Origin of the sequence: Pseudomonas sp. 273, from assembly GCF_029201425.1 — a bacterium.
GTDB lineage: Bacteria > Pseudomonadota > Gammaproteobacteria > Pseudomonadales > Pseudomonadaceae > Pseudomonas > Pseudomonas delhiensis.
In genome coordinates, this window is record NZ_CP116775.1 from 783,842 (window position 1) to 805,910 (window position 22,069).

General features: G+C 65.6%; 18 protein-coding genes and 1 pseudogene. 12 read left to right on the top strand and 7 right to left on the bottom strand.

What is annotated here, in order from left to right; genetic code table 11:
- Window positions 1-4 precede the first annotated feature (4 nt).
- On the bottom strand, window positions 5-1,144 hold the full coding sequence (locus PKO50_RS03725) for an AAA family ATPase (protein ID WP_275628853.1): 1,140 nt from the start codon (window positions 1,142-1,144) through the stop codon (window positions 5-7).
- A 785-nt stretch (window positions 1,145-1,929) separates the two neighbouring features.
- On the opposite strand from PKO50_RS03725, the gene PKO50_RS03730 reads away from it, so the two are divergent.
- Window positions 1,930-2,760, top strand: coding sequence for a type IV toxin-antitoxin system AbiEi family antitoxin domain-containing protein (locus tag PKO50_RS03730; RefSeq protein ID WP_275628854.1), 831 nt, complete (start codon window positions 1,930-1,932; stop codon window positions 2,758-2,760).
- Window positions 2,744-3,691 (top strand): nucleotidyl transferase AbiEii/AbiGii toxin family protein, encoded by a 948-nt coding sequence (locus PKO50_RS03735; RefSeq protein ID WP_275628855.1) that lies wholly within the window; start codon window positions 2,744-2,746, stop codon window positions 3,689-3,691. Before PKO50_RS03730 ends, PKO50_RS03735 begins: the two co-directional genes overlap by 17 nt.
- A 252-nt stretch (window positions 3,692-3,943) precedes the next feature.
- On the opposite strand, the pseudogene PKO50_RS03740 reads toward PKO50_RS03735, so the two are convergent.
- Window positions 3,944-4,728, bottom strand: a pseudogene (locus PKO50_RS03740) (crotonase/enoyl-CoA hydratase family protein).
- A gap of 198 nt (window positions 4,729-4,926) precedes the next feature.
- Between PKO50_RS03740 and PKO50_RS03745 the strand changes: the two are divergent.
- Both PKO50_RS03745 and tadA read left to right on the top strand, forming a co-directional pair.
- Window positions 4,927-6,318: a multicopper oxidase family protein gene (locus tag PKO50_RS03745; protein WP_275628856.1), complete on the top strand. Its 1,392-nt coding sequence runs from the start codon at window positions 4,927-4,929 to the stop codon at window positions 6,316-6,318.
- Window positions 6,306-6,824: a tRNA adenosine(34) deaminase TadA gene (tadA, locus tag PKO50_RS03750; RefSeq protein WP_275630422.1), complete on the top strand. Its 519-nt coding sequence runs from the start codon at window positions 6,306-6,308 to the stop codon at window positions 6,822-6,824. The genes PKO50_RS03745 and tadA overlap by 13 nt, the downstream gene beginning before the upstream one ends.
- Before the next feature lie 793 nt (window positions 6,825-7,617).
- On the opposite strand, the gene mltF is transcribed toward tadA, so the two are convergent.
- Complete coding sequence (gene mltF / locus PKO50_RS03755) at window positions 7,618-9,087, bottom strand: membrane-bound lytic murein transglycosylase MltF (RefSeq protein WP_275628857.1); 1,470 nt, start codon at window positions 9,085-9,087, stop codon at window positions 7,618-7,620.
- Between the two features lie 315 nt (window positions 9,088-9,402).
- Here mltF and purL point away from each other — a divergent pair, with 315 nt between their 5' ends.
- The 3 genes from purL (at window position 9,403) to PKO50_RS03770 (ending at window position 14,385) form a co-directional block, all read left to right on the top strand.
- The gene (purL, locus tag PKO50_RS03760; protein WP_275628858.1) at window positions 9,403-13,299 is read left to right on the top strand and encodes a phosphoribosylformylglycinamidine synthase; all 3,897 of its coding nucleotides are present in this window, start codon (window positions 9,403-9,405) and stop codon (window positions 13,297-13,299) included.
- 317 nt (window positions 13,300-13,616) lie between these two features.
- Window positions 13,617-13,877, top strand: a complete 261-nt coding sequence (locus tag PKO50_RS03765; protein WP_256595871.1) for a CDGSH iron-sulfur domain-containing protein — start codon at window positions 13,617-13,619, stop codon at window positions 13,875-13,877.
- A 190-nt stretch (window positions 13,878-14,067) separates the two neighbouring features.
- Window positions 14,068-14,385, top strand: coding sequence for a YqfO family protein (locus PKO50_RS03770; protein ID WP_109934465.1), 318 nt, complete (start codon window positions 14,068-14,070; stop codon window positions 14,383-14,385).
- A 49-nt stretch (window positions 14,386-14,434) separates the two neighbouring features.
- Here the strand turns inward: PKO50_RS03770 and PKO50_RS03775 are convergent, their stop codons facing one another.
- Both PKO50_RS03775 and PKO50_RS03780 read right to left on the bottom strand, forming a co-directional pair.
- Window positions 14,435-14,935, bottom strand: a complete 501-nt coding sequence (locus PKO50_RS03775) for a L,D-transpeptidase family protein (RefSeq protein ID WP_275628859.1) — start codon at window positions 14,933-14,935, stop codon at window positions 14,435-14,437.
- Between the two features lie 59 nt (window positions 14,936-14,994).
- Window positions 14,995-15,549, bottom strand: a complete 555-nt coding sequence (locus PKO50_RS03780; RefSeq protein ID WP_109934463.1) for an NUDIX hydrolase — start codon at window positions 15,547-15,549, stop codon at window positions 14,995-14,997.
- A gap of 136 nt (window positions 15,550-15,685) precedes the next feature.
- On the opposite strand from PKO50_RS03780, the gene PKO50_RS03785 reads away from it, so the two are divergent.
- From PKO50_RS03785 to PKO50_RS03805, 5 genes are read left to right on the top strand one after another with little or no spacing between them, the layout of a single operon-like run.
- Window positions 15,686-16,282, top strand: coding sequence for a CoA pyrophosphatase (locus PKO50_RS03785; RefSeq protein ID WP_109934462.1), 597 nt, complete (start codon window positions 15,686-15,688; stop codon window positions 16,280-16,282).
- A gap of 39 nt (window positions 16,283-16,321) precedes the next feature.
- Window positions 16,322-16,846 (top strand): gamma carbonic anhydrase family protein, encoded by a 525-nt coding sequence (locus tag PKO50_RS03790; RefSeq protein WP_275628860.1) that lies wholly within the window; start codon window positions 16,322-16,324, stop codon window positions 16,844-16,846.
- Window positions 16,843-17,031: a DUF1289 domain-containing protein gene (locus tag PKO50_RS03795; protein WP_089391428.1), complete on the top strand. Its 189-nt coding sequence runs from the start codon at window positions 16,843-16,845 to the stop codon at window positions 17,029-17,031. Before PKO50_RS03790 ends, PKO50_RS03795 begins: the two co-directional genes overlap by 4 nt.
- 57 nt (window positions 17,032-17,088) lie before the next feature.
- A complete protein-coding gene (purT, locus tag PKO50_RS03800; RefSeq protein WP_275630423.1) occupies window positions 17,089-18,249 on the top strand; it encodes a formate-dependent phosphoribosylglycinamide formyltransferase in 1,161 nt (386 codons plus the stop codon).
- On the top strand, window positions 18,246-18,977 hold the full coding sequence (locus tag PKO50_RS03805) for an SGNH/GDSL hydrolase family protein (RefSeq protein WP_275628861.1): 732 nt from the start codon (window positions 18,246-18,248) through the stop codon (window positions 18,975-18,977). Before purT ends, PKO50_RS03805 begins: the two co-directional genes overlap by 4 nt.
- Window positions 18,978-19,095: 118 nt before the next feature.
- Here the strand turns inward: PKO50_RS03805 and PKO50_RS03810 are convergent, their stop codons facing one another.
- Both PKO50_RS03810 and PKO50_RS03815 read right to left on the bottom strand, forming a co-directional pair.
- Window positions 19,096-20,298, bottom strand: coding sequence for an ISL3 family transposase (locus PKO50_RS03810; RefSeq protein WP_275627212.1), 1,203 nt, complete (start codon window positions 20,296-20,298; stop codon window positions 19,096-19,098).
- 390 nt (window positions 20,299-20,688) lie between these two features.
- Complete coding sequence (locus PKO50_RS03815) at window positions 20,689-21,990, bottom strand: MFS transporter (protein ID WP_275628862.1); 1,302 nt, start codon at window positions 21,988-21,990, stop codon at window positions 20,689-20,691.
- Window positions 21,991-22,069 lie beyond the last annotated feature (79 nt).

The following is a 22,069-nucleotide window of genomic DNA, read 5'->3' on the forward strand; positions in this document are numbered from 1 at the left end:
TCAGTCAAAAGAACATTTTCGATAGCGTAGCATCGTAAGCGATAGCGTTTAAGGGGGGGCGATGTTCAAGCGACTCGTTAATTACACCATCGCCGTCACGAAGGGAAAAGGCGATTGGATTGTCATAGAGTGTACTAAGGAGGTCTACGCAAAAACCCTCAAGTTGGCTCTGTTGATCTACGCTACCTGCAAGTACGGGAAAGATTTTTATTCGGCCCTGTGATGTTCTGGCCGCTTGTTGCCACACCCTTTCGTCGTCCTCTCCTTCCAAAATCAATGCAGCGTCTTCGCTAAGAGAAAGCGATAGAGGATGTCCGAAGAATGGTGCAATCTTTCGAAGTTCGTCGCTGGCCGGTTTCAATAAGATTTCATTCACTGCAAAGCTCTTCGTGCCGATTGATACATATGGTGAGGCGGCAAGAGAACAGACGAGCGGAGAGCTATGAGTGGATAAGCATATGGCAATGCTATCTGTTTGGGTTCTGAATTCGTCGAGCATACTGATTATCAGCTTGCCCAGTCTAGCCTGGAGGTCGGGGTGCAGATGCACATCAGGCTCATCGAGGAGGAGTACGTTGAATTTCTCCGGATCTATTGTGTCGAAGAAATAGATGATTTCTGCAGCTAATGCAACCGCTTCTGATTCGCCGCTACTGATCTGGGCTGGATCAATGATCTGACCATCTACAAGTGATCGAAACTCGTAATCAGTGTTACCCATCTCAAGCGAAATATTAGTGAGAAGCTGATTGATTTTACTTAATCGATCCGTCTGAAAGTTTCGCGTTAGGTCAGCTCGAATTTCCAGAGTATTGGCGAGCCGACGTAAGTAAAGTGTCTCAGCCTCGCGAAATAGCATAGCTGATGCAGCTTTAAAGTCGCTTGCCTGATTTACTGCCCGAGTATGCCGCAGCCATTCAGAGTTGTTGCTCATATTTGTGAGGACGTTGCCATCACGTTTGAATGACCCCGCTCGCTCTGGACTGACATACCGGACATAGAATAGTTGCTTGCTCCTGCTGGCCATTTCTTCGATATCGCGAAGGAAACGGCTTTTCCCGGCGCCATTGCGGCCCATAATTATGTTGATGTTGTTTAAGCCGGAAAGGCGGCCGGTTTGGCCAAGCAACTCGCTTACTTTCAAAATTGTAGCTCCATTTTTCATTGCCATATAGTATATCGAATACACTAACTGAATAGGTGCGTCGGTGCCTCACTTTCTTCACGTCTTCGTTGAAATGGGTGATCCTCAGTTTGGTGTGAACGTGATACGGACTCAAGAGTGAGCGGAGCGACTCAGTTGTTCGTCTGAACCGCCTCTAGTCGGCCCCATTGGTAAGGTATGGTATTTTTCGTGGTACCTGCTAAATGATTAATTTTAAGTTGTTGATTTAATGATCATTTTTATCTCATTGATAGCTGAGTGGGAATGAGTTAGCCTCCCTTCGGGCTATCAATCATGCTTGAAAGCCTGCCGTGACATATTGATCCATAGGGAGATATGTTGCGGCGGCGGTCGGTGGCCGCCGCCTGCCAGCGGAACGGGCTGGTGGTTGGCGCGGTCATTCGGGATCCTCCCGTACACTCCCCCCTCTCGACGGTAAAGTCTTCTTGGAAAGCATTGCTGTATACAGCTTTCCTTGCATCGGCAGGCCCCTGGCCCCTGACGGCAGCAGCCGTTACTAACCGTCATCCTCCTTTACGATTATCGTCTCAACGAGCACCGCGAACCCTGGCTGTCGGCATCAGGGCCAGCCGCTCGTTCTCTGGCCCTGGCCCGCGTAAAGTCGATGGCATGGTGTTCTCCTGGGCATCGGTTGCAGTTGGGCAGCGTTGGGTTTACCGTTTCAATGAAAAGATCAATATCAGTGATCTTTTTTGCCTTTTGTTAAACCGCATCGATCTTGAGAGGTTTATAAAAACTGTATTTTGAACACTTTAAGTGATCAAAAATCAGGAAAGCTGAACCTGCTGCTGACCGAACTAAGTGACACACGGCTTATCTCGAGTCGCTGGTTGCGGGCCCACGGCTATTCCAACAGCCTCGTCGCGCGCTATGTGAGCAGCGGCTGGCTGGTGTCGCCAGTACGCGGCGTGTATATGCGCAAGGGCGGCCGCCTGCAATGGGAGGGTGTGGTTCGCAGCATACAGGTTGGGGAAGGCATGCCTTTGCATGTCGGCGGCCGTTTCGCGTTGAGCCTGCAGGGGCATGAGCACTACCTGCGCTTGGGCGATGCCGGAACCATCACGCTATATGGGCCGGAACGGCCACCGGGTTGGCTCGGCAAGCTGCCATTGGCGCAGCGTTTCGAGTTCCTGGGCAGGGGAGTCTTCGATCTGCCGCCCTTGTCGTTCACCGGTGCGGTGCCCGAGAGGATGCTGTCCGAGCAAGGGCTGACCTGGTACCGGGCCGCGCCGGGCGCCGATGCCCTGGTCTGCTCCACGCCGGAGCGGGCCATGCTGGAACTGTGCGATGGCGTCATGGATGCAGCGTTGGTCTACGAGGCCGATGCGCTGATGCAGGCCATGACTACCCTGCGGCCGCAGCGGGTCGGCCTGCTGTTGCGCCATTGCCGCAGCATCAAGGCCAAACGGGTGTTCCTGGCGTTGGCCGAGCGCCATCGACACGCGTGGTTGTCGCGCATATCGCTGGATGGTGTGGACCTGGGGCGGGGAAAGCGTGCGCTGGTGCCCGGCGGGCGATTGCATCCGACCTACCAGATCACCTTGCCGGAAGACCTCGATGAACACTTGGCTTGAGCGTTGGGACCGGCGCTATACCGACCGCGTGCGGCTCCTGGTCGAGATCCTGCCGCTGCTGGAGCGGGAGCCATGCTTTGCGCTCAAGGGCGGTACGGCCATCAACCTGTTCGAGCACGACCTGCCGCGCTTGTCGGTGGACATCGATCTGGCCTGGTTACCGGTACATGACTACAGCGAAGATGCAAGGCTGATCGCGCAAGCGCTCGGGCGACTGGCCGATAGGCTGCGTGCCCATCCCTTGCGCCTGCAGGTGCAGGAGGCGGCAGGAGAGGGCGCCGGCGTTACGCGGCTGGTGGCCAGTCGCGGCCGGGCGCGTGTGCAGATCGAGACGACCCCGGTCATGCGTGGCACGGTGCATCCGCCGCGGAAAATGGTGGTGCGCCCGAGTGTCGAGGAGGCATTCGGCTTCGCCTCGGCGCAGGTCCTGGACTTTGCAGACCTTTATGCCGGCAAGCTGGCTGCCGCGTTGTCGAGGCAGCATCCTCGTGATCTTTTCGATGTCGGACTGTTGCTGGAAGATGAACGAGCGGACCAATTGCTCTGGCGGACTTTTCTCGTCTACCTGACCTGTAGCCCCAAACCTGCCTGGGAGATGCTGGCGCCTCGAGTGCCCGCGGACTTCTCGGCGACCTTCGATGCGCACTTCAGGGGCATGACGGCCGAGCCTGTCGAGGCCAAAGCCTTGCTGGACATCCACGAGCGCCTGCTGACGCGCGTGGCCGGTTGGCTGGACGAGCCGTCATGTGCATTCCTGCGCTCCATCGAGGACCAGAAGCCGGACTTCGACCTGATCGGGCTTGCGCCTGCCGCCGATCTGCCGGCCGTGCGGCGCAAGCTGCACAACCTGGCCCAGCGCACCGACGCCAAGCGGCTGGCGGATCGGAGGCTGCTGGAAGAAACGCTGGCCGGGATCGTCGCCGCCAGATGAGGTGCTTACCCTCGCCTGCTGTGGCCTTGGAACTGCTCGACCACAAGGGGTGCTGGATCGAATGTTTGGCTTCACCCATGCTCGCCGCGTGGGTGAGCCCGGTGATCTGCAGGCGGGGAACCTTGCGTACGACGGTTGAGAGGGTAGGCGGGTATGGGCCCGCCTCCTTCTCGTTTCAGGCTGGTTGATACTGTTACGCCTCCTGTAGTCGCACGGAAGGTACCCCTGGGACTCGATGTTCCCGTCGTCGTTTCAGCGGCCGGCGAAGTTCGCCTCGCGGCGTTCCAGGAAGGAGGCCACGCCTTCCTTGACGTCCTCGCTGCCCATCAGCGGCTGCAGGTCCGGCAGCAGGCGGCGGGCGGCTTCCGCTTCGCCTTCGGCCAGGGCCAGGCGCGCGCTGGCCAGGGTGGCGCGCACGCCCAGGGGGCCTGGCGGGCGATGCGTTCGGCGATGGCCAGGGCCGCGGCGAATTCTTCGCCAGGGGCCGTGACCTCTTGCACCAGTCCCATGCGGTGGGCTTCCCGGGCGTCGAACTCGTCGCCGGTGAGCAGGTAGCGCATCGTGTTGCCCCAGCCGATGTTCTGCACGAAGCGGATGGTCGCGCCGCCCACGGCATAGATGCCACGCTTGACCTCGATCTGGCCGAAGCGCGCGTCCTCCGCGGCGACGCGCACGTCGGCGGCCAGCATCAGCTCCAGGGCGGCGGTGAAGCAGACGCCGCGGGCGGCGACCACGATCGGCTTGGCCACCCGCCGCGCCGGGTCGAGGCCGAAGGGGTCGCAGGCGCCAGGGGGAAGGTCGGGGAAGCGGCCGCTGGCGAACTGCGGGCCCCACTTGTCCAGCTCCAGGCCTGCGCAGAAGTGCTGGCCCTCGCCATAGAGCAGGCCGCAGCGCAGTTCGTCGTCGCGCTGCAGCTCGCCGTAGGCCTCGGCCAGCGCCAGGTACAGCTCCACGTCCATGGCGTTGTACTTCTCCGGGCGGTTCAGCCCGATGCAGAGCACATGGCCCTTGCGCTCCACTTTCAGTTTCTGGCTCATGCCGGCTCTCTCTCGTCGTGAATGGCGGTACAGCGAAGTTATCCAGATAGCCTTCCGCGGCGCCGCTGTCCATGTCTGTCAGGCATTTGCTGAGGCTGCCCGGGATGCGACATCGCGCGCCGTCTTCGCGCTCGCCTTGCCACCGGGAAAATGAGAAAATATTGCATTTGCGAGATACCCGCAGGGGTTGGGGGAGACATGAGCTTTACCCGCAGACAGGTACTGGGCGGCATCGCCGGCCTCGCCGTGGTCGGCCTCGGCGCCGGCGGCGCGCGCCTCTGGCTGGCGCGCCCGCAGGTGACCGCGGAGCACGACTATGAACTGATCGCCGCGCCCATGGACCTGGAGCTGGTGCCCGGGCACAAGACGCCGGCGCTGCTCTACGGCAACCGCTTCCCCGGCTTCGAGATCCGCGCCCGCCAGGGCGACTGGCTGCGCGTGCGCTTCACCAACAAGCTGGACGAGCCGACCACCATCCACTGGCACGGTATCCGCCTGCCGATCGAGATGGACGGCGTGCCCTACATCTCGCAGCCGCCGGTGCAGCCGGGGCAGAGCTTCGTCTACCTGTTCAAGACCCCCGACGCCGGCAGCTACTGGTACCACCCGCACCTGATGAGCAGCGAGCAACTGGGCCGCGGCCTGGTCGGCCCGCTGATCATCGACGAGCGCGAGCCCACCGGCTTCACCCGGGAGAAGATCCTCTGCCTGAAGACCTGGCACGTGGACGAGCAGGGCGCCTTCACCGCCTTCAGCGTGCCGCGCGAGGCCGCCCGCGAGGGCACTCGCGGCAGCCTGTCGACCATCAACGGCGAGCACGTGCCGGTGATCGAGCTGCCCGCCGGCCAGGTGACCCGCGTGCGCATCCTCAACATCGACAACACCGTGACCTACCGCCTCAACCTGCCGGGCAGCGAGGCGAAGATCTACGCCATCGATGGCCACCCGGTGGAGCCGCGGGACCTCGACGAGCAATACTGGATCGGCCCGGGCATGCGCCTGGAGCTGGCGATCCGCGGCCCGGCCGAGGGCCAGGAGCTGTCCCTGCGCGATGGCGTGGTGCGCCTGGGCACGGTGCGCGGCGTGGCGCCGGTGCAGGGCGGTTCCGCCGAGTGGCCGCCGGCGCTGCCGCACAACCCGGTGAGCGAGCCGGACCTGGACAAGGCCGAGACCATCGACTTCAAGTTCGAGTGGGTGGGCGCAATGACCGACTACTCCAAGGGCCAGGACACCCCCTCGCTGTGGCAGATCAACGGCGTGGCCTGGCAGGGCGGCGAGGAGCACAAGCACAACGCGCCGCCGCTGGCCAAGCTGGAGCTGGGCAAGAGCTACATCTTCACCCTGCGCAACCTGACGCAGTACCAGCACCCCATCCACCTGCACGGCATGGCCTTCAAGGTGCTGGCGTCCAACCGCCGGAAGATCATCCCGTACTACAGTGATACCTACCTGCTGGGCAAGAACGAGAGCGCGAAGGTGGCGCTGGTGGCGGACAACCCCGGCCTGTGGATGTTCCACTGCCACGTCATCGACCATATGGAGACCGGCCTGATGGGCACCATCGCCGTGGGTGACGCCTGGTGCGGCTGACCAACAGCAAGGGCCACCCGACGGTGAAGGGGCTGGCCCCGGTGGTCGACCGTAGCCGCGACCGCGAATTCATGCGCGAGGCCATGGTCCTGGCCGAGCAGGGCGCGGCCCTGGGCGAGGTGCCGGTGGGCGCGGTGCTGGTGCTGGAAGGGCAAATTATTGGGCGCGGCTTCAACCAGCCGATCACCGCCCATGATCCCAGCGCCCACGCCGAGATGGTCGCCATTCGCGAGGCCGCGGCGGCGACTGGCAACTATCGCCTGCCCGGCAGCACCCTCTACGTCACCCTGGAACCCTGCAGCATGTGCGCCGGCCTGCTGGTGCACGCGCGCATCCAGCGCCTGGTCTACGGCACCACCGAGCCCAAGTCGGGGGTGGTGGTCAGCCGCGGCGAGTTCTTCGCCCAGGACTTCCTCAACCACAAGGTGCTGGTGGAAGGCGGGGTGCTGGCGGAGGAGTGCAGTGCGATGCTCTCGGCCTTCTTCAAGGCAAGGCGCAAGGGGTAGGGCGCGGCGTCCTATGCATGGCGCAGCGGTGCTCGCGCCTACGAAAATCGATGCCAGCCGGTGATGTAGCAGCGGGCCCGGCTCGCGATTCGCACGCGGGGGGATGGTTTTAGCGTAGGGCGAATAACCGTTCGCGGTTATCCGCCGTTTTTCGTGGGTGCGGCGGATAACGCCTGAGGCGTTATGCGCCCTACGAATGGATTGCCGTCGGAGAGATTGGTGCGGACGGTGGGCCGATCGCGGACGGAGTCTCCTACGGCCGTGCTTTCCTGGAACCGTAGGAGCGGACTTTGTCCGCGATCATGGCGGATAACGCTGTAGGCGTTATGCGCCCTACGAACTATCGCGAACGCGGAAACCCAGGGTTCGCGAGCAAGAACTAGGCGTCCCCCTCGATCCTACGAAGAGCAGTGCCGCTCTTGATTTTGGGTTTCCAGAGAAACAACCGAGCGCACCGGAACGCCCCTTCAGAAGGCCGAGCGAAACCGGCGCTCAGGAGGTCATGCGACATGGATGTCGCTAGAGCCCCGATCAGCACAGGGACGTGCTGTCGGGGCGGGCCTCCGTGGCGGGGGAGTTCGTGAGGGTAGCCCGGCTTCATCGGGCCCGTATGCGGGGCAAGCCTTTTTGGTTCCTTTTGTGGCGTTTGACAAAAGGGACTCGCCCGAGGGGCGAAACAAGAAACATCAACGCACTCGGAGCGGCGCGCCACACCCAAACCCAATAGACAGTTGCTCCTACGCCACCCTTACCCATGCCATTTTCGTCCGCGATGCCCTGCGCTGCGTTCGTCTCAGAGCTTCTCGTCAGGCTCTTCGCTGGGTCGGGTCTTGTTCACCCCGGGCAGGTGCAGGCCGCTTTCGGCCAGTTGGCCGCCTTCGAGCTGCGGCTGGGTCACCCAGGTGAGGATGTCGTAGTAGCGCCGCACGTTCTGCACGAAGTGCACGGTCTCGCCGCCGCGTGCGTAGCCGTAGCGGGTCTTGCGGAACCACTGCTTCTGCGACAGGCGCGGCAGCATCTTCTTCACGTCCAGCCACTTGTCCGGGTTCAGGCCTTCCTGCTGGGCCAGCTTGCGGGCGTCGTCCAGGTGGGCGCTGCCGATGTTGTAGGAGGCCAGGGCGAACCAGCTGCGGTCCGGCTCCTTGATGCTGTCCGGCAGCTCGTCGCGGATCTGGTCGAAGTACTTGCCGCCGCCCTGGATGCTCTGCTTGGCGTCCAGTCGGTTGGACACGCCCATGGCCTGGGCGGTGCGGTTGGTCAGCATCATCAGGCCGCGCACCCCGGTCTTGGAGGTGGCGTCGGGCTGCCACATGGATTCCTGGTAGCCGATGGCGGCGAGCAGGCGCCAGTCCATCTTCAGCGTCTGGGCGATCTGCTTGAAGTGCGGCTCGTAGCGCGGCAGGCGCTGCTGCAGGTGCTGGGCGAAGGTGTAGGCGCCGACGTAGCCGAGCACGTCGACATGGCCGTAGTAGCGGTCCTTCAGGTGCTGCAGGGTGCCGTCCTGCTTGACCTTGTCGAGGAACTTGTTGACCTCGGCGTACAGGCTGTCGTCCGTCCCGCCGGGCAGGGCCCAGGCCAGGCCGCGGGCGTCGCCGAGGTCGAAGGCGACGCGCACGTTGGGGAAGTAGACCTGGTTCATCGCCAGCTCGTTGGAGTCGATCAGTGTCAGGTCGATGTCGCCGACGTCCACCATGCGCAGCAGGTCGACCATCTCGTCGGCGTCGGATTCCTTGTACTCCAGCTTCGGGTAGCGCTTCTTCAGCTCAGCCAACTGCATGGCGTGGCTGCTGCCCTTGAGCACCACGATGCGCTTGCCGATCAGGTCGTCCGGACGGGTGGGGCGCGGGTCGCCGTTGCGGTAGACCACCTGGGGGGTGACGTCCAGGTAGGAGTGCGAGAAGCGCACCGAGGTCTCCCGCTCGCCGCCGGGGGTGAGGCCGGCGGCGGCCAGGTCGGGGCCGCCGGATTGGCCGAGCTTGCTGTAGAGGTCGTCGAGGTTGTCGGCGGTCTCCATCTGCAGCTTCACCCCCAGGTGATCGGCGAAGCGCTTGGCCAGTTCGTATTCGAAGCCGGTCTCGCCGTTGCGATCCTGGAAGTAGGTGGCCGGGCTGTTGCGGGTTATCACCCGCAGCACTCCGTCCTTCTGCACCCGCTCCAGGGCTGTCGGGGCTTTCGCCTCGCTACAGCCGGAGATCAGCAGAAAGATACAGGTCGCCAGGATCCATACGGCGGAGCGCACGCGTGACGGGTTCAGGGCAAACATCGGCGCAGTATACGCCAAGGTCGCGGAGCCCAATATCTGGACAGCTCGGGGCATCTCTGCTAGCGGCTTCGTTTCAGACGCCGTACCAGACGCCGGTCAGGGGCCCCGGGGCGCGCCTGGAGCGGGCGTGCGGCGAGCTCGCTCGAAAGCGCTCGAAGATGAATGGCGCCGCTCCCCCGCCCAATGGCAGAAAGCCCTCGCCGTCGGCCGAGCTGCAGGTGCCGCCGGGGCACGCTTTACGGTAGAATGCACGGCCTCTGCGGGCCGGCCCTCCCGGCCCTGCGAATTCCCCTGTCTCCAGAGGCTGTTCCGACAATGCTGATCCTGCGCGGCGCTCCCGCCCTTTCCGCCTTCCGCCACGGCAAACTGCTCGACCTGCTCACCCGGCAGGTACCCGCTGTCACCGGGCTGTACGCCGAGTTTGCGCACTTCGCCGAGGTCAGTGGCGTGCTGACCGCCGATGAGGAACAGGTGCTCGGCCGGCTGCTGAAGTACGGCCCGAGCGTGCCGGTGCAGGAGCCCCGGGGCCGGCTGTTCCTGGTGGTGCCGCGCTTCGGCACCATCTCGCCGTGGTCGAGCAAGGCCACCGATATCGCCCATAACTGCGGCCTGGCGAAGCTCGAGCGTATCGAGCGCGGCATCGCCTACTACGTCGCCGGCGAGCTGTCCGAGGCCGACGTCGCGCAAGTCGCCGCGCGCCTGCACGACCGCATGACCCAGCTTGTCCTGAAGGATCTGGAAGAGGCCGCCGGCCTGTTCAGCCATGCCCAGCCCAAGCCGCTGACCGTGGTCGACATCCTCGGCGGTGGCCGCGCCGCGCTGGAGCAGGCCAACGTCCAGCTGGGCCTGGCCCTGGCCGAGGACGAGATCGACTACCTAGTGAAGAGCTTCGTCGAGCTGGGCCGCAACCCCCACGACGTCGAGCTGATGATGTTCGCCCAGGCCAACTCCGAGCACTGCCGCCACAAGATCTTCAACGCCAGTTGGGACATCGACGGCCAGGCCCAGGACAAGAGCCTGTTCGGCATGATCAAGAACACCTTCGAGATGCACCGCGAAGGCGTGCTGTCCGCGTACAAGGACAACGCCGCGGTGATGACCGGCTCGGTCGCCGGGCGCTTCTACCCCGACCCGCAGACCCGCCAGTACGCCGCCAGCGAACAGCCGGTGCATATCCTGATGAAGGTCGAGACGCATAACCACCCGACCGCCATCGCCCCGTTCCCCGGCGCCTCCACCGGCTCCGGCGGCGAAATCCGCGACGAGGGCGCCACCGGCCGCGGCGCCAAGCCCAAGGCCGGCCTGGTCGGCTTCACCGTCTCCAACCTGAACATCCCCGGTTTCGAGCAGCCCTGGGAAGTGCCCTACGGCAAGCCCGAGCGCATCGTCACCGCGCTGGACATCATGATCGAAGGCCCGCTGGGTGGCGCGGCCTTCAACAACGAGTTCGGCCGCCCGAACCTGACCGGCTACTTCCGTACCTTCGAGCAGGCCGTCGCCACTCCGCGTGGCGAGGAAGTGCGCGGCTACCACAAGCCGATCATGATCGCCGGCGGCCTCGGCAACATCCGTGAAGACCACGTGCAGAAGGGCGAGATCAGCGTCGGCGCCAAGCTCATCGTGCTCGGCGGCCCGGCCATGCTCATCGGCCTGGGCGGCGGCGCCGCCTCGTCCATGGCCACCGGCGCCAGCGCCGCCGACCTGGACTTCGCCTCGGTGCAGCGCGAGAACCCGGAAATGGAACGCCGCTGCCAGGAGGTCATCGACCGCTGCTGGCAACTGGGCGAGCAGAACCCGATCAAGTTCATCCACGACGTCGGCGCCGGCGGCATCTCCAATGCCCTGCCGGAGCTGATCAACGACGGCGGCCGCGGCGGCCGCTTCGAACTGCGCGCGGTGCCCAACGACGAGCCGGGCATGAGCCCGCTGGAAATCTGGTGCAACGAGTCCCAGGAGCGCTACGTGCTCTCGGTCGACGCCGCCGACTTCGAGACCTTCAAGGCCATCTGCGAGCGCGAGCGCTGCCCGTTCGCCGTGGTCGGCGAGGCCACCGAGGAAAAACACCTGACCGTCGCCGACAGCCACTTCGGCAACAAGCCGGTGGACATGCCGCTCGACGTGCTGCTCGGCAAGCCGCCGCGCATGCACCGTTCGGTCAGCCGTGAAGCGGAGGTCGGCGACGACTTCGCCGCCGCCGGCCTGGACCTAGCCGAAGCCGCCGAGCGCGTGCTGCGCCACCCGGCCGTGGCCAGCAAGAACTTCCTGATCACCATCGGCGACCGCACCATCACCGGCCTGGTGGCCCGCGACCAGCTGGTCGGCCCCTGGCAGGTACCGGTGGCCGACTGCGCCGTCACCGCCACCAGCTTCGACGTCTACACCGGCGAAGCCATGGCCATGGGCGAGCGCACCCCGCTGGCGCTGCTCGACGCCCCGGCCTCGGGGCGCATGGCGATCGGCGAGACCATCACCAACCTGGCCGCCGCGAGCATCGACAAGATCGCCGACATCAAGCTGTCCGCCAACTGGATGGCCGCCGCCGGCCACCCGGGCGAGGACGCGCGCCTGTACGACACCGTCAAGGCGGTGGGCATGGAACTGTGCCCGGCGCTGGGCATCACCATCCCGGTGGGCAAGGACTCCATGTCCATGAAGACCCGCTGGCAGGATGGCGAGGTGGAGAAGAGCGTGACCGCGCCGATGTCGCTGATCATCTCCGGCTTCGCCCCGGTGACCGACGTGCGCCGCACCCTGACCCCGCAACTGCGCCTGGACAAGGGCGAGACCGACCTGATCCTGATCGACCTCGGCCGCGGCAAGAACCGCCTGGGTGGCTCGATCCTGGCGCAGACCTACGGCAAGCTCGGCCAGCAGGCCCCGGACGTCGACGACGCCGAGGACCTCAAGGCCTTCTTCGCAGTGATCCAGGGCCTGAACGCCGACGGCCACCTGCTGGCCTACCACGACCGTTCCGACGGTGGCCTGCTGGCCGCCGCCGTGGAAATGGCCTTCGCCGGCCACTGCGGCCTGTCGCTGCGCCTCGACGCCCTGGCCGCCAGCCGTGAAGAGCTGGGTGCCGCGCTGTTCAGCGAGGAGCTGGGGGCGATCATCCAGGTGCACGAAGGTGCCACCCCGGAAGTGCTGGCGCAGTTCAGCGCCGCCGGCCTGGACGACTGCGTGGCGGTGATCGGCCAGCCGGTCAACGGCGACGAAGTCGAGCTGAGCTTCAGCGGCGAGATCGTCTACCGCGCCGAGCGCCGCCTGCTGCAGCGTATCTGGAGCGAGACCAGCTACCAGATCCAGCGCCTGCGCGACAACGCCGCCTGCGCCGACCAGGAGTTCGACGGCCTGCTGGAGGAAGACAACCCCGGCCTGTCCGTCAAGCTTTCCTTCGACGTCAACGACGACATCGCCGCGCCCTACATCAAGAAGGGCGTGCGTCCGCAGGTGGCGATCCTCCGCGAGCAGGGCGTCAACGGCCAGGTGGAAATGGCCGCGGCCTTCGACCGCGCCGGCTTCGCCGCGGTGGACGTGCACATGAGCGACATCCTCGCCGGCCGCGTCAGCCTGGAAGACTTCAAGGGTCTGGTGGCCTGCGGCGGTTTCTCCTACGGCGACGTGCTCGGCGCCGGCGAAGGCTGGGCCAAGTCGATCCTGTTCAACGCCCGTGCCCGCGACGGCTTCCAGGCCTTCTTCGAGCGCAAGGACAGCTTCGCCCTGGGCGTGTGCAACGGTTGCCAGATGATGTCCAACCTGCACGAGCTGATCCCCGGCACCGAGTTCTGGCCGCACTTCGTGCGCAACCGCTCCGAGCAGTTCGAGGCGCGCGTGGCCATGGTCCAGGTGCAGGAGTCGCAGTCGATCTTCCTGCAGGGCATGGCTGGTTCGCGCCTGCCGATCGCCATCGCCCACGGCGAGGGCCATGCGGAGTACGAGAGCGAGGAGGCGCTGCTGGAGTCCGACCTGTCCGGCTGCGTGGCGCTGCGCTTCGTCGACAACCACGGCAAGGTCACCGAGACCTACCCGGCCAACCCCAATGGCTCGCCACGCGGCATCACCGGCCTGACCAGCCGCGACGGCCGCGTGACCATCATGATGCCGCACCCGGAGCGGGTGTTCCGCGCCGTGCAGAACTCCTGGCGCCCGGACGAGTGGCAGGAAGACGGCGGCTGGATGCGCATGTTCCGCAATGCCCGCGTCTGGGTGGGCTGAGTTCGAGCCCGGGACGGGAACAGGGGAAGGCTTCGGCCTTCCCCTTTTTCGTTGTGGCGCCGTTTTTCCCGGGTCGATGGCGCGTGGGGCGGGCCATCGCGGACGGAGTCCGCTCCTACGGGGGAGTGGCGTGGGTGGGGATGGCGTAGGGCGCATAACGCCTAAAGCGTTATCCGCCATTTTTCATCGGGCTTCGGTGCATTGGCCGGCGGCGGATAACCGCGAACGGTTATGCGCCCTACGGTCGAGCGCGGGTGTAGGAGCGGACTCCGTCCGCGATAATCACTGCTACGGGAATCCAGGAAGAGGAGGGGGCATTGGCCGAGTCGGAGATCCTTCCCGAAGTCCGCCACGTGGAGGCCGGCCAGGCCCTGCGCCTGTGCCGTTGCGGCCGTTCGCCGACACTGCCGGATTGCCCGGCGGACTGCGCCCGGGCGCTGGCGTGGGTCGCGCCGCGCGAGCAGTTCCTGCTGCTCTGCCGCTGCGGCCGTTCGGCCGACCTGCCTTACTGCGACGGCAGCCACGCGCCCCCCACCGAAGGTTGGGCTGGGCGCTGGCGGCGCTTTATCGGAAAGTGATTTCGACTGAATCTGCACTCCATCACGTTTTACAAATCTTGGGAATTTTCCTCCAGAACGTGAAGGCAATCGCGCTGTCGAAATTTGCCGAGCATGACCGTCGAGTCACTGGAGGCAAAATGCCACTATCTGTGGCAGCATTCGCTCCTCGACTCCCCACCCGGTCCAGTTTTCCGCCACGGAGCGTCCGATGTACAAACTCTGCTTCTATGTTCCCGAGACTCACCTGGAGACGGTGAAGAAAGCGGTGTTCGCCGCAGGTGCAGGACGCATCGGTGCCTATGACAGTTGCTGCTGGCAGGCCCTCGGCCAGGGCCAGTTCCGCCCGCTGCAGGGCAGCAACCCCTTCCTCGGCGCGGCCGGCCTCGTCGAGCAGGTGGCCGAGTGGAAGGTGGAGATGGTGGTGGCCGACGAGCTGATCCACGACTCGGTCAAGGCGCTCAAGGCCGCGCACCCCTACGAGACGCCGGCCTTCGAAGTGTGGCGGCTGTCGGACATGGTGTTCTAGCCGCCGCGGACATGAAAAAGGCGCCCTCGGGCGCCTTTTCGTTTCCCGCTCAGGGGCGGATCTCGATCAGCGTGCCGTCCTTGACCAGGCTCCAGACCTCCTGCATGTCCGGGTTGGTCATGGCGATGCAGCCGTTGGTCCAGTCCAGGGTGGAGAAGTACCACTCCGGGTATTCGTCGCTCTGCGGGGTGCCGTGGATCATGATCATGCCGCCGGGCGACAGGTTCTTCTCGCGGGCGCGCACCACGTCGCGGGCGTTGGGGTAGGAGATGTGCATGGACAGGTTGAACTTGTCGCTGGTCTTGCGCCAGTCGATCCAGTAGAAGCCTTCCGGCGTGCGGTTGTCGCCCTCGGCCAGCTTGGTGCCGCGCGGGCTCTTGCCCAGGGAGATGCGGTAGCTCTTGAGGATCTTGCCGTTGCTCAGCAGGTGCAGCTTGTGCTCGGACTTGAGCACCAGCACCTTGTCGATGCGGCCTTCCAGGGTCGGCGTCGCATTGGCCTGCGAGAAGGCGGCAAAGGTCAGGCACAGAAAGGCAAGCAGCCAGCGCATGGAAAGACGATCCCCCGGATGTTCGATAAAGCGCCGCGATGCACGGCCCTGCAAAGTGTTCAGGTCTTCTTATGGTGGCCCAGCATGGGTGCTATGGCCTCGTTGCGCACCGGGAAGTCCTGCCTCTGCCGGTCGCTGAAGTAGCATTCTAAGGTACGGCCCACGGTGGGGAAAGCCAGCTCCGACCAGGGAATCGCCGATTCTTCGAACAGGCCCACCTCCAGGCTTTCCTCGCCGGCGGCGAAGTCCAGGTCGGCCAGCTCGGCGCGGAAGAACATGTACACCTGGCTGATGTGCGGCAGGTCGAACAGGGTATAGAGCTGCAACTGGCGGACGCGGGCGCAGGCTTCCTCCAGCGTCTCGCGGGCGGCGGCCTGCTCGAGGGTCTCGCCGTTCTCCATGAAGCCCGCCGGCAGCGTCCAGAAGCCCTGGCGCGGGGCGATGGCGCGGCGGCACAGGAGAATGCGCCCCTCCCACACCGGCAGGCAGCCGGCGACGATGCGCGGGTTCTGGTAATGCACCGTCTGGCACTGGTCGCAGACATAGCGTGGCCGGTTGTCGCCGCTGGGGATGCGCAGGCTCACGCTGGCGCCGCACTGGCTGCAGAATTTCATGCACTTTCCCTGGGAATCGATCTTGCCATCTTGCTCGCCGGAAGGCCCGCGCAGCAAGGGGTGGGGCTTGGGGCGAGGCCGTCTTTCGTGCCATGATTCCATAATTGAGCGAATGCCTTACACGCAGGATGTCCGCATGCTGGACGAGCTGCGCCGGCGTATCACGGCGCACACCCCACAGGACCTGAACAGCGAACACGGCTTCCCCGAAGCCGCGGTGCTGTTGCCCATCACCCGGAGCGAGGAGCTGGTGCTGACCCTGCGCGCCACCGGCTTGTCCACCCACAGTGGCGAGGTGGCCTTCCCCGGCGGGCGGCGCGACCCCGAGGACGTCGACCTGATCCACACCGCCCTGCGCGAGGCCGAGGAGGAGATCGCCCTGCCGCCGAGCCTGGTGGACGTGGTCGGGCCGCTGAGCACCCTGGTCTCGCGCCACGGCATCAAGGTGACGCCGTTCGTCGGTTTCGTACCCGACTTCGTCGAGTACACCCCCAACGACGGCGAGATCGCCGCGGTGTTCAAGGTGCCGCTGGAGTTCTTCCGCGGCGACCCGCGCGAGATGACCCACCGCATCGACTACTTCGGGCGCAGCTGGTACGTGCCCAGCTACCGCTTCGGCGAGTACAAGATCTGGGGCCTGTCGGCGATCATGGTCGTCGAGCTGGTCAACCTGCTGTTCGATGACCACATCGACCTGCACCAAGCGCCGCCGCAATTCATCAAGCTCAGCTGAGCGGCGCGGTACGACAACAAGATGCCTGAGGAGCCACCGATGAAATACCGCCTGGGCGATGCCCGAGTCGAAACCCACCCCGCCAGCTGGATAGCGCCGAACGCCGCGGTGATCGGCAAGGTGCGCCTGGACGCCGGCGCCAGCGTCTGGTTCAACGCCGTGCTGCGGGGCGACAACGAGCTGATCCACATCGGCGAGAACAGCAACGTCCAGGACGGCACCGTGATGCACACCGACATGGGCTTCCCGCTCACCCTCGGCAAGGGCGTGACCATCGGCCACAACGTCATGCTGCATGGCTGCACGGTGGACGACTACAGCCTGATCGGCATCAACGCGGTGGTGCTCAACGGCGCGAAGATCGGCAAGTACTGCATCATCGGCGCCAATTCGCTGATCCCCGAGGGCAAGGTGATTCCCGATGGCTCGCTGGTCATGGGCTCGCCCGGCAAGGTGGTGCGCGAGCTGACCGAGCCGCAGAAGAAGATGCTCGAGGCCAGCGCCGCCCACTACGTGCACAACGCCCAGCGCTATGCCCGCGACCTGGCCGAGCAGGAAGAATGAGCCAGGAACGCCCGGTGGCCTCGCCCTGCGTCTACGTCTGCACCCTGGACGAGCAGGACCTGTGCATCGGCTGCCAGCGCACGGCGGACGAGATCACCCGCTGGGGCCGCATGGACAACGACGAGCGCCGCGAGGTGCTGCGCCAGTGCCACGAGCGCGCCCGCGAACAGGGCGTGCTGCTCTAGCGCGCCGAAGAACATCCCCTTCCCGAGGTTGCACGCAATGCCCCGTATTGGAACCCCCTGTCGCCCACCGCGACCCGCGTACTGCTCTGTGGCTCCGGCGAGCTGGGCAAGGAAGTGGTGATCGAGCTGCAACGCCTGGGCTGCGAAGTGATCACCTGCGACCGCTACGCCGATGCCCCGGCCATGCAGGTGGCGCACCGCAGCCACGTGCTGAGCATGCTCGACGGCGCCGCCCTGCGCGCGGTGATCGAGCAGGAGAAGCCGCACTACATAGTCCCGGAAATCGAGGCCATCGCCACCGCCACCCTGGTCGAGCTGGAGGCCGAAGGCTACACCGTGGTGCCCAGCGCCCGCGCCGCGCAGCTGACCATGAACCGCGAGGGCATCCGCCGCCTTGCCGCCGAGGAACTGGGCCTGCCCACCTCGCCGTACCACTTCGCCGACAGCTACGAGGACTACGCCGCCGGTGTCGCCGCCGTGGGCTACCCCTGCGTGGTCAAGCCGATCATGAGTTCCTCGGGCAAGGGCCAGAGCGTGCTCAAGTCCGACGCCGACCTCAAGGCCGCCTGGGACTACGCCCAGGAAGGCGGCCGCGCCGGCAAGGGCCGGGTGATAGTCGAGGGCTTCATCGACTTCGACTACGAAATCACCCTGCTCACCGTGCGCCACGTCGGCGGCACCACCTTCTGCGCGCCCATCGGCCACCGCCAGGTGAAGGGCGACTACCACGAATCCTGGCAGCCCCAGGCCATGAGCCCGAAGGCCCTGGCCGAGTCGGAGCGGGTGGCCAAGGCGGTCACCGAGGCCCTGGGCGGCCGCGGCCTGTTCGGCGTGGAGCTGTTCGTCAAGGGCGACCAGGTGTGGTTCAGCGAAGTCTCGCCGCGCCCCCACGACACCGGCCTGGTCACCCTGATCTCCCAGGACCTCTCCGAGTTCGCCCTGCACGCGCGGGCCATCCTCGGCCTGCCGATCCCGGCGATCCGCCAGTTCGGGCCCTCGGCCTCGGCGGTGATCCTGGTGGAAGGCGAGTCGCGGCAGGTCAGCTTCGGCAACCTGGGCGCCGCGCTGACCGAGCCGGACAGCGCCCTGCGCCTGTTCGGCAAGCCGGAAGTCTCCGGCCAGCGGCGCATGGGCGTGGCCCTGGCGCGCGCCGAGTCCGTCGAGGAAGCGCGGGCCAAGGCCACCCGTTCGGCCGAGGCGGTGGTCATCGAGCTGTGAACCGCCTGGCGGGGCTGGCCTGGTGGGCGGCGGCGCTGCCGCTGATGCCGCTGGCCCTGCCATTGGCCGTGCGCACCCGGCGCACGGCCCTGCGCCTGGCGCCGGCGGCCGGTTCCCGCGAGGGACTGGCCGGCGCCGAACTTCCCGGCGAACCGTTGCGGCTGCTGTTGCTCGGCGAGTCGACCGTCGCCGGCGTCGGCGCCTCCTGCCTCGACTTCGCCCTGGCCGGCCGCCTGGCTATTGCCCTGGCGGCGCGCCTGCAGCGGCCGGTGGCCTGGCGGGCGCTGGGGGAGAACGGCATCACCGCGAGCGAAGCCTGCGAGCGCCTGCTGCCGCTGGCCGACGGGCGCTACGACCTGGTGGCGCTGGTCTTCGGCGTCAACGACACCACCCATTTCAGTTCCAGCGAGCGCTGGCAGGCATCCATCGCCCGCCTGGTCGGGCATTTCCAGGCCGGTGGCGCGCGGGTGGTGTGCACCGCCGTGCCGCCGCTGCGGCATTTTTCCGCATTACCCTGGCTGCTGCGGCAGTTGTTGGGCTGGCGCGCGGCCCTGCTGGATCGCCAGCTACAGGCGTTGGCCCAGGCGCAAGGCGCCGGCTACTGCGCGGTGGGGTTGGAGATGCAGCCGCAGTACCTGGCCATCGATGGCTATCACCCGTCGGCGCTGGGCTACCAGGTGTGGGGCGAGCATCTGGCGGACTGGCTGGTGGCCGCGGACCGCGCCTGATGCCGGATCGCGGATGGAATCCGCTCCTACGCTGCCCCACCCACGCCATTCACCTGCGCGCGATTTCGCGGGCAGGGCCCGCTCCTACAGGTCCCCGGGAGACACGGTATTCCTTGGTTCATCGCGCTTTCCCGGGGAAGGCGGCCTTGATTTTCAGGAAGAAGTAGGCGGAGTCCCTGAAGCCATAGGCCATGCGCTTGATCACCTTGATGCGATTGTTTACCCCTTCCAGCAGGCTGGTGTGCATGGGGAAGCGAGCGCTGGCCAGGATGCCTCGGGCGTATTTGCGCAGATTGCGAGCGAAGCGTTGCAGCGGGGCCAGGCCACTGTCCCTGGCGTGGCGCAACCAGTCCCGCCAGCGGCGCCAACCCTCCCGCACGCTGGGGGCGTACCAGATTTCCTTGAGCGCATCCTTGAGCACGTAGACCGTGGCCAGTGGCTGGTTGGCCTCGAGGATTTCCTGCAACTGCACGGCTTGCTGATCCTTGAGGTTTTCGCGATTGCGCAGCAGCAACCAACGACTCTGCTTGATTACCTTGCGTGCCGCTTTGTCCTGGCGTAGCGCGTTGGCCTGATCGACACGGATGCGGTCGATCACCTCCCGGCCATAGCGAGCCACCACGTGGAATAGGTCGTAGACCACTTCGGCACGGGGGCAATGCTGTTTTACTTCCAGATCGAAGGCGGTGTTCATGTCCATCGCCACGGCCTCGATTTGCTGGCAGCGCTCACCGAGCAGTTCGAAGAACGGCTGAATCGCCTCGCGGCTGTTGCCATGCCCGACCCACAGCACGCGTGTCCGCTGCGCATCCATGATCACGGTGGCGTAACGATGTCCTTTGTGAAGAGCGAACTCGTCCATCACCAGGCGGCGAACATCACCCGGCTCGAAAGCACCGACTGCGGCCTCTAGACGACGTTTGTCGAGCTGCTTGAGCGTGTGCCAATGCAGACCGACGAGGCGACTGACGTGACTGATGGGCAGTAATTGCAGCAAAGCCTCGAGCCAGATGCGCAAGCGCTGGGTCAAGCGCGACGCTGGCTCCAGCCAGTCGATCCGCTCGGTCACCCGACCACAGCGCAGGCAGTCGACGCGGCGCACCGGCAGTTGGAGCAGGACGCGCTGGTCGAACAGATCACGATCACGCACCCGGCGAATCCGCCGTTCGTGGATTAATGGACTGGCCTGACCGCAGCGCCCGCATTTGGGGACAGCGCTGGCGTGAGGCTTGAGCTCGATCAGCAGGGTGCTGTCGGCAGATGGGTGGCAGGCGATGACTTCGTAGCCTGGCCAGAAAGCAGCAAGATCAATAGGATGCACGGCGACAGCAGGGGGTGGGGGTTGGTTCGTTTGGCGACTGCCAATCTACCCGCTTCCCTGACTGTCAATCCGCTCTTTCCCCAGACTCCGCGAAGAACCTATTCCTTCCCCGTAGGAGCGGACCTTGTCCGCGATAGCCGGAGGTTCCGGCGCGATTCGCGGATGAGATCCTACCCTGCCGGCGGGCACTGCTTCTCGTAGGAGCGAGCTTGCTCGCGAATAAGCCCCGCAGCGGAGCCTGTTCGCGAGCAAGCTCGCTCCTACGAAGAGCAACCTCGGCACGGCCTGCAAGACAGTTGCTCCTACGATGGTATTTCCGCTGCTCTTGTAGGAGCGGGCCCTGCCCGCGATTCGCGCGCAGGGCGCGCTCCTACAGGGGATCGCCGTCGATCAGAGTTCCTGCTCCCGCGTCTCGTGCAGGCACAGCACCGCGATCAGGCTCAGCGCCGCCGCCACCGATACGTAGCCGCCGACCCAGCTCAGCCCGCCCATGCCCACCAGCTTCTGGGCGATGTAGGGCGCCACCGAGGCGCCGAGGATGCCGCCCAGGTTGTAGGCCGCGGAGGCGCCGGTGTAGCGCACGCGGGTGGGGAAAAGCTCCGGCAGCAGGGCGCCCATGGGGGCGAAGGTCACGCCCATGAGGAACAGCTCCAGGGCCAGGAAGGCCGCCACTTCCACCGACGAGCCCTGGCTCAGCAGCGGTTGCATGGTGAAGCCGGAGAGGATTGCCGCGACGCAGCCGACGATCAGCACCGGGCGGCGCCCGAAGCGGTCGCTCAGCCAGGCGGAGAGGGGCGTGGCCGCGGCCATGAACAGCACGGCGAAGCACAGCAGGCCGAGGAACTGCTCGCGGCTGTAGCCCAGGCTGGTCACCCCGTAGCTCAGCGAGAACACCGTGGAGATATAGAAGAGGGCGTAGCACACCACCATGGCCAGGGCGCCCAGCAGCACCGGGCGCCAGTGGTGGGCGAACAGCTCGGCGATCGGCAGGCTGGAGCGTTCCTGGCGCGCCATGGCCTTGGCGAACACCGGGGTTTCCGCCAGCTTCAGGCGCACGTAGAGGCCGACCAGCACCAGCAGCGCGCTGAGGATGAAGGGAATGCGCCAGCCCCAGGCGCGGAACTGCTCCTCGCTGAGGGTCATGGCCAGGCCGAGGAACAGGCCGTTGGCGGCGAGGAAGCCGATCGACGGGCCCATCTGCGGGAACATGCCGAACCAGGCGCGGCGGTGCCTGGGCGCGTTCTCCGTGGCCAGCAGCGCGGCGCCGCCCCATTCCCCGCCCAGCCCCAGGCCCTGGCCGAAGCGCAGCAGGCAGAGCAGCGCCGGGGCCCAGGCGCCGATGCTGTCGTAGCCCGGCAGCAGGCCGATCAGGGTGGTGGACAGGCCCATCAGCAGCAGCGAGGCGACCAGCGTCGACTTGCGCCCGATGCGGTCGCCGAAGTGGCCGAACAGCGCCGAGCCCAGCGGCCGGGCGAGGAAGGCGATGCCGAAGGTGATGAAGGCGCTGAGCATCTGCGCCGTGCCCGAGGTCTGCGGGAAGAACACCGGGCCGATCACCAGGGCGGCGGCGGTGGCGTAGACGTAGAAGTCGTAGAACTCGATGGCGGTGCCGATGAAGCTGGCGACAGCGACCCGCGCGGTGGAGTTGGCGGGTTGCTGTTCGGCGGCAGCGGCAAGGCTGGCGGTGGTCATGGGGGATATCCCTGTCAGTCATGGCCGGCACGGCTCTGCGGGCGTGTCCGGCGGCGATGGATGCGTCGCCCGTGCGCGA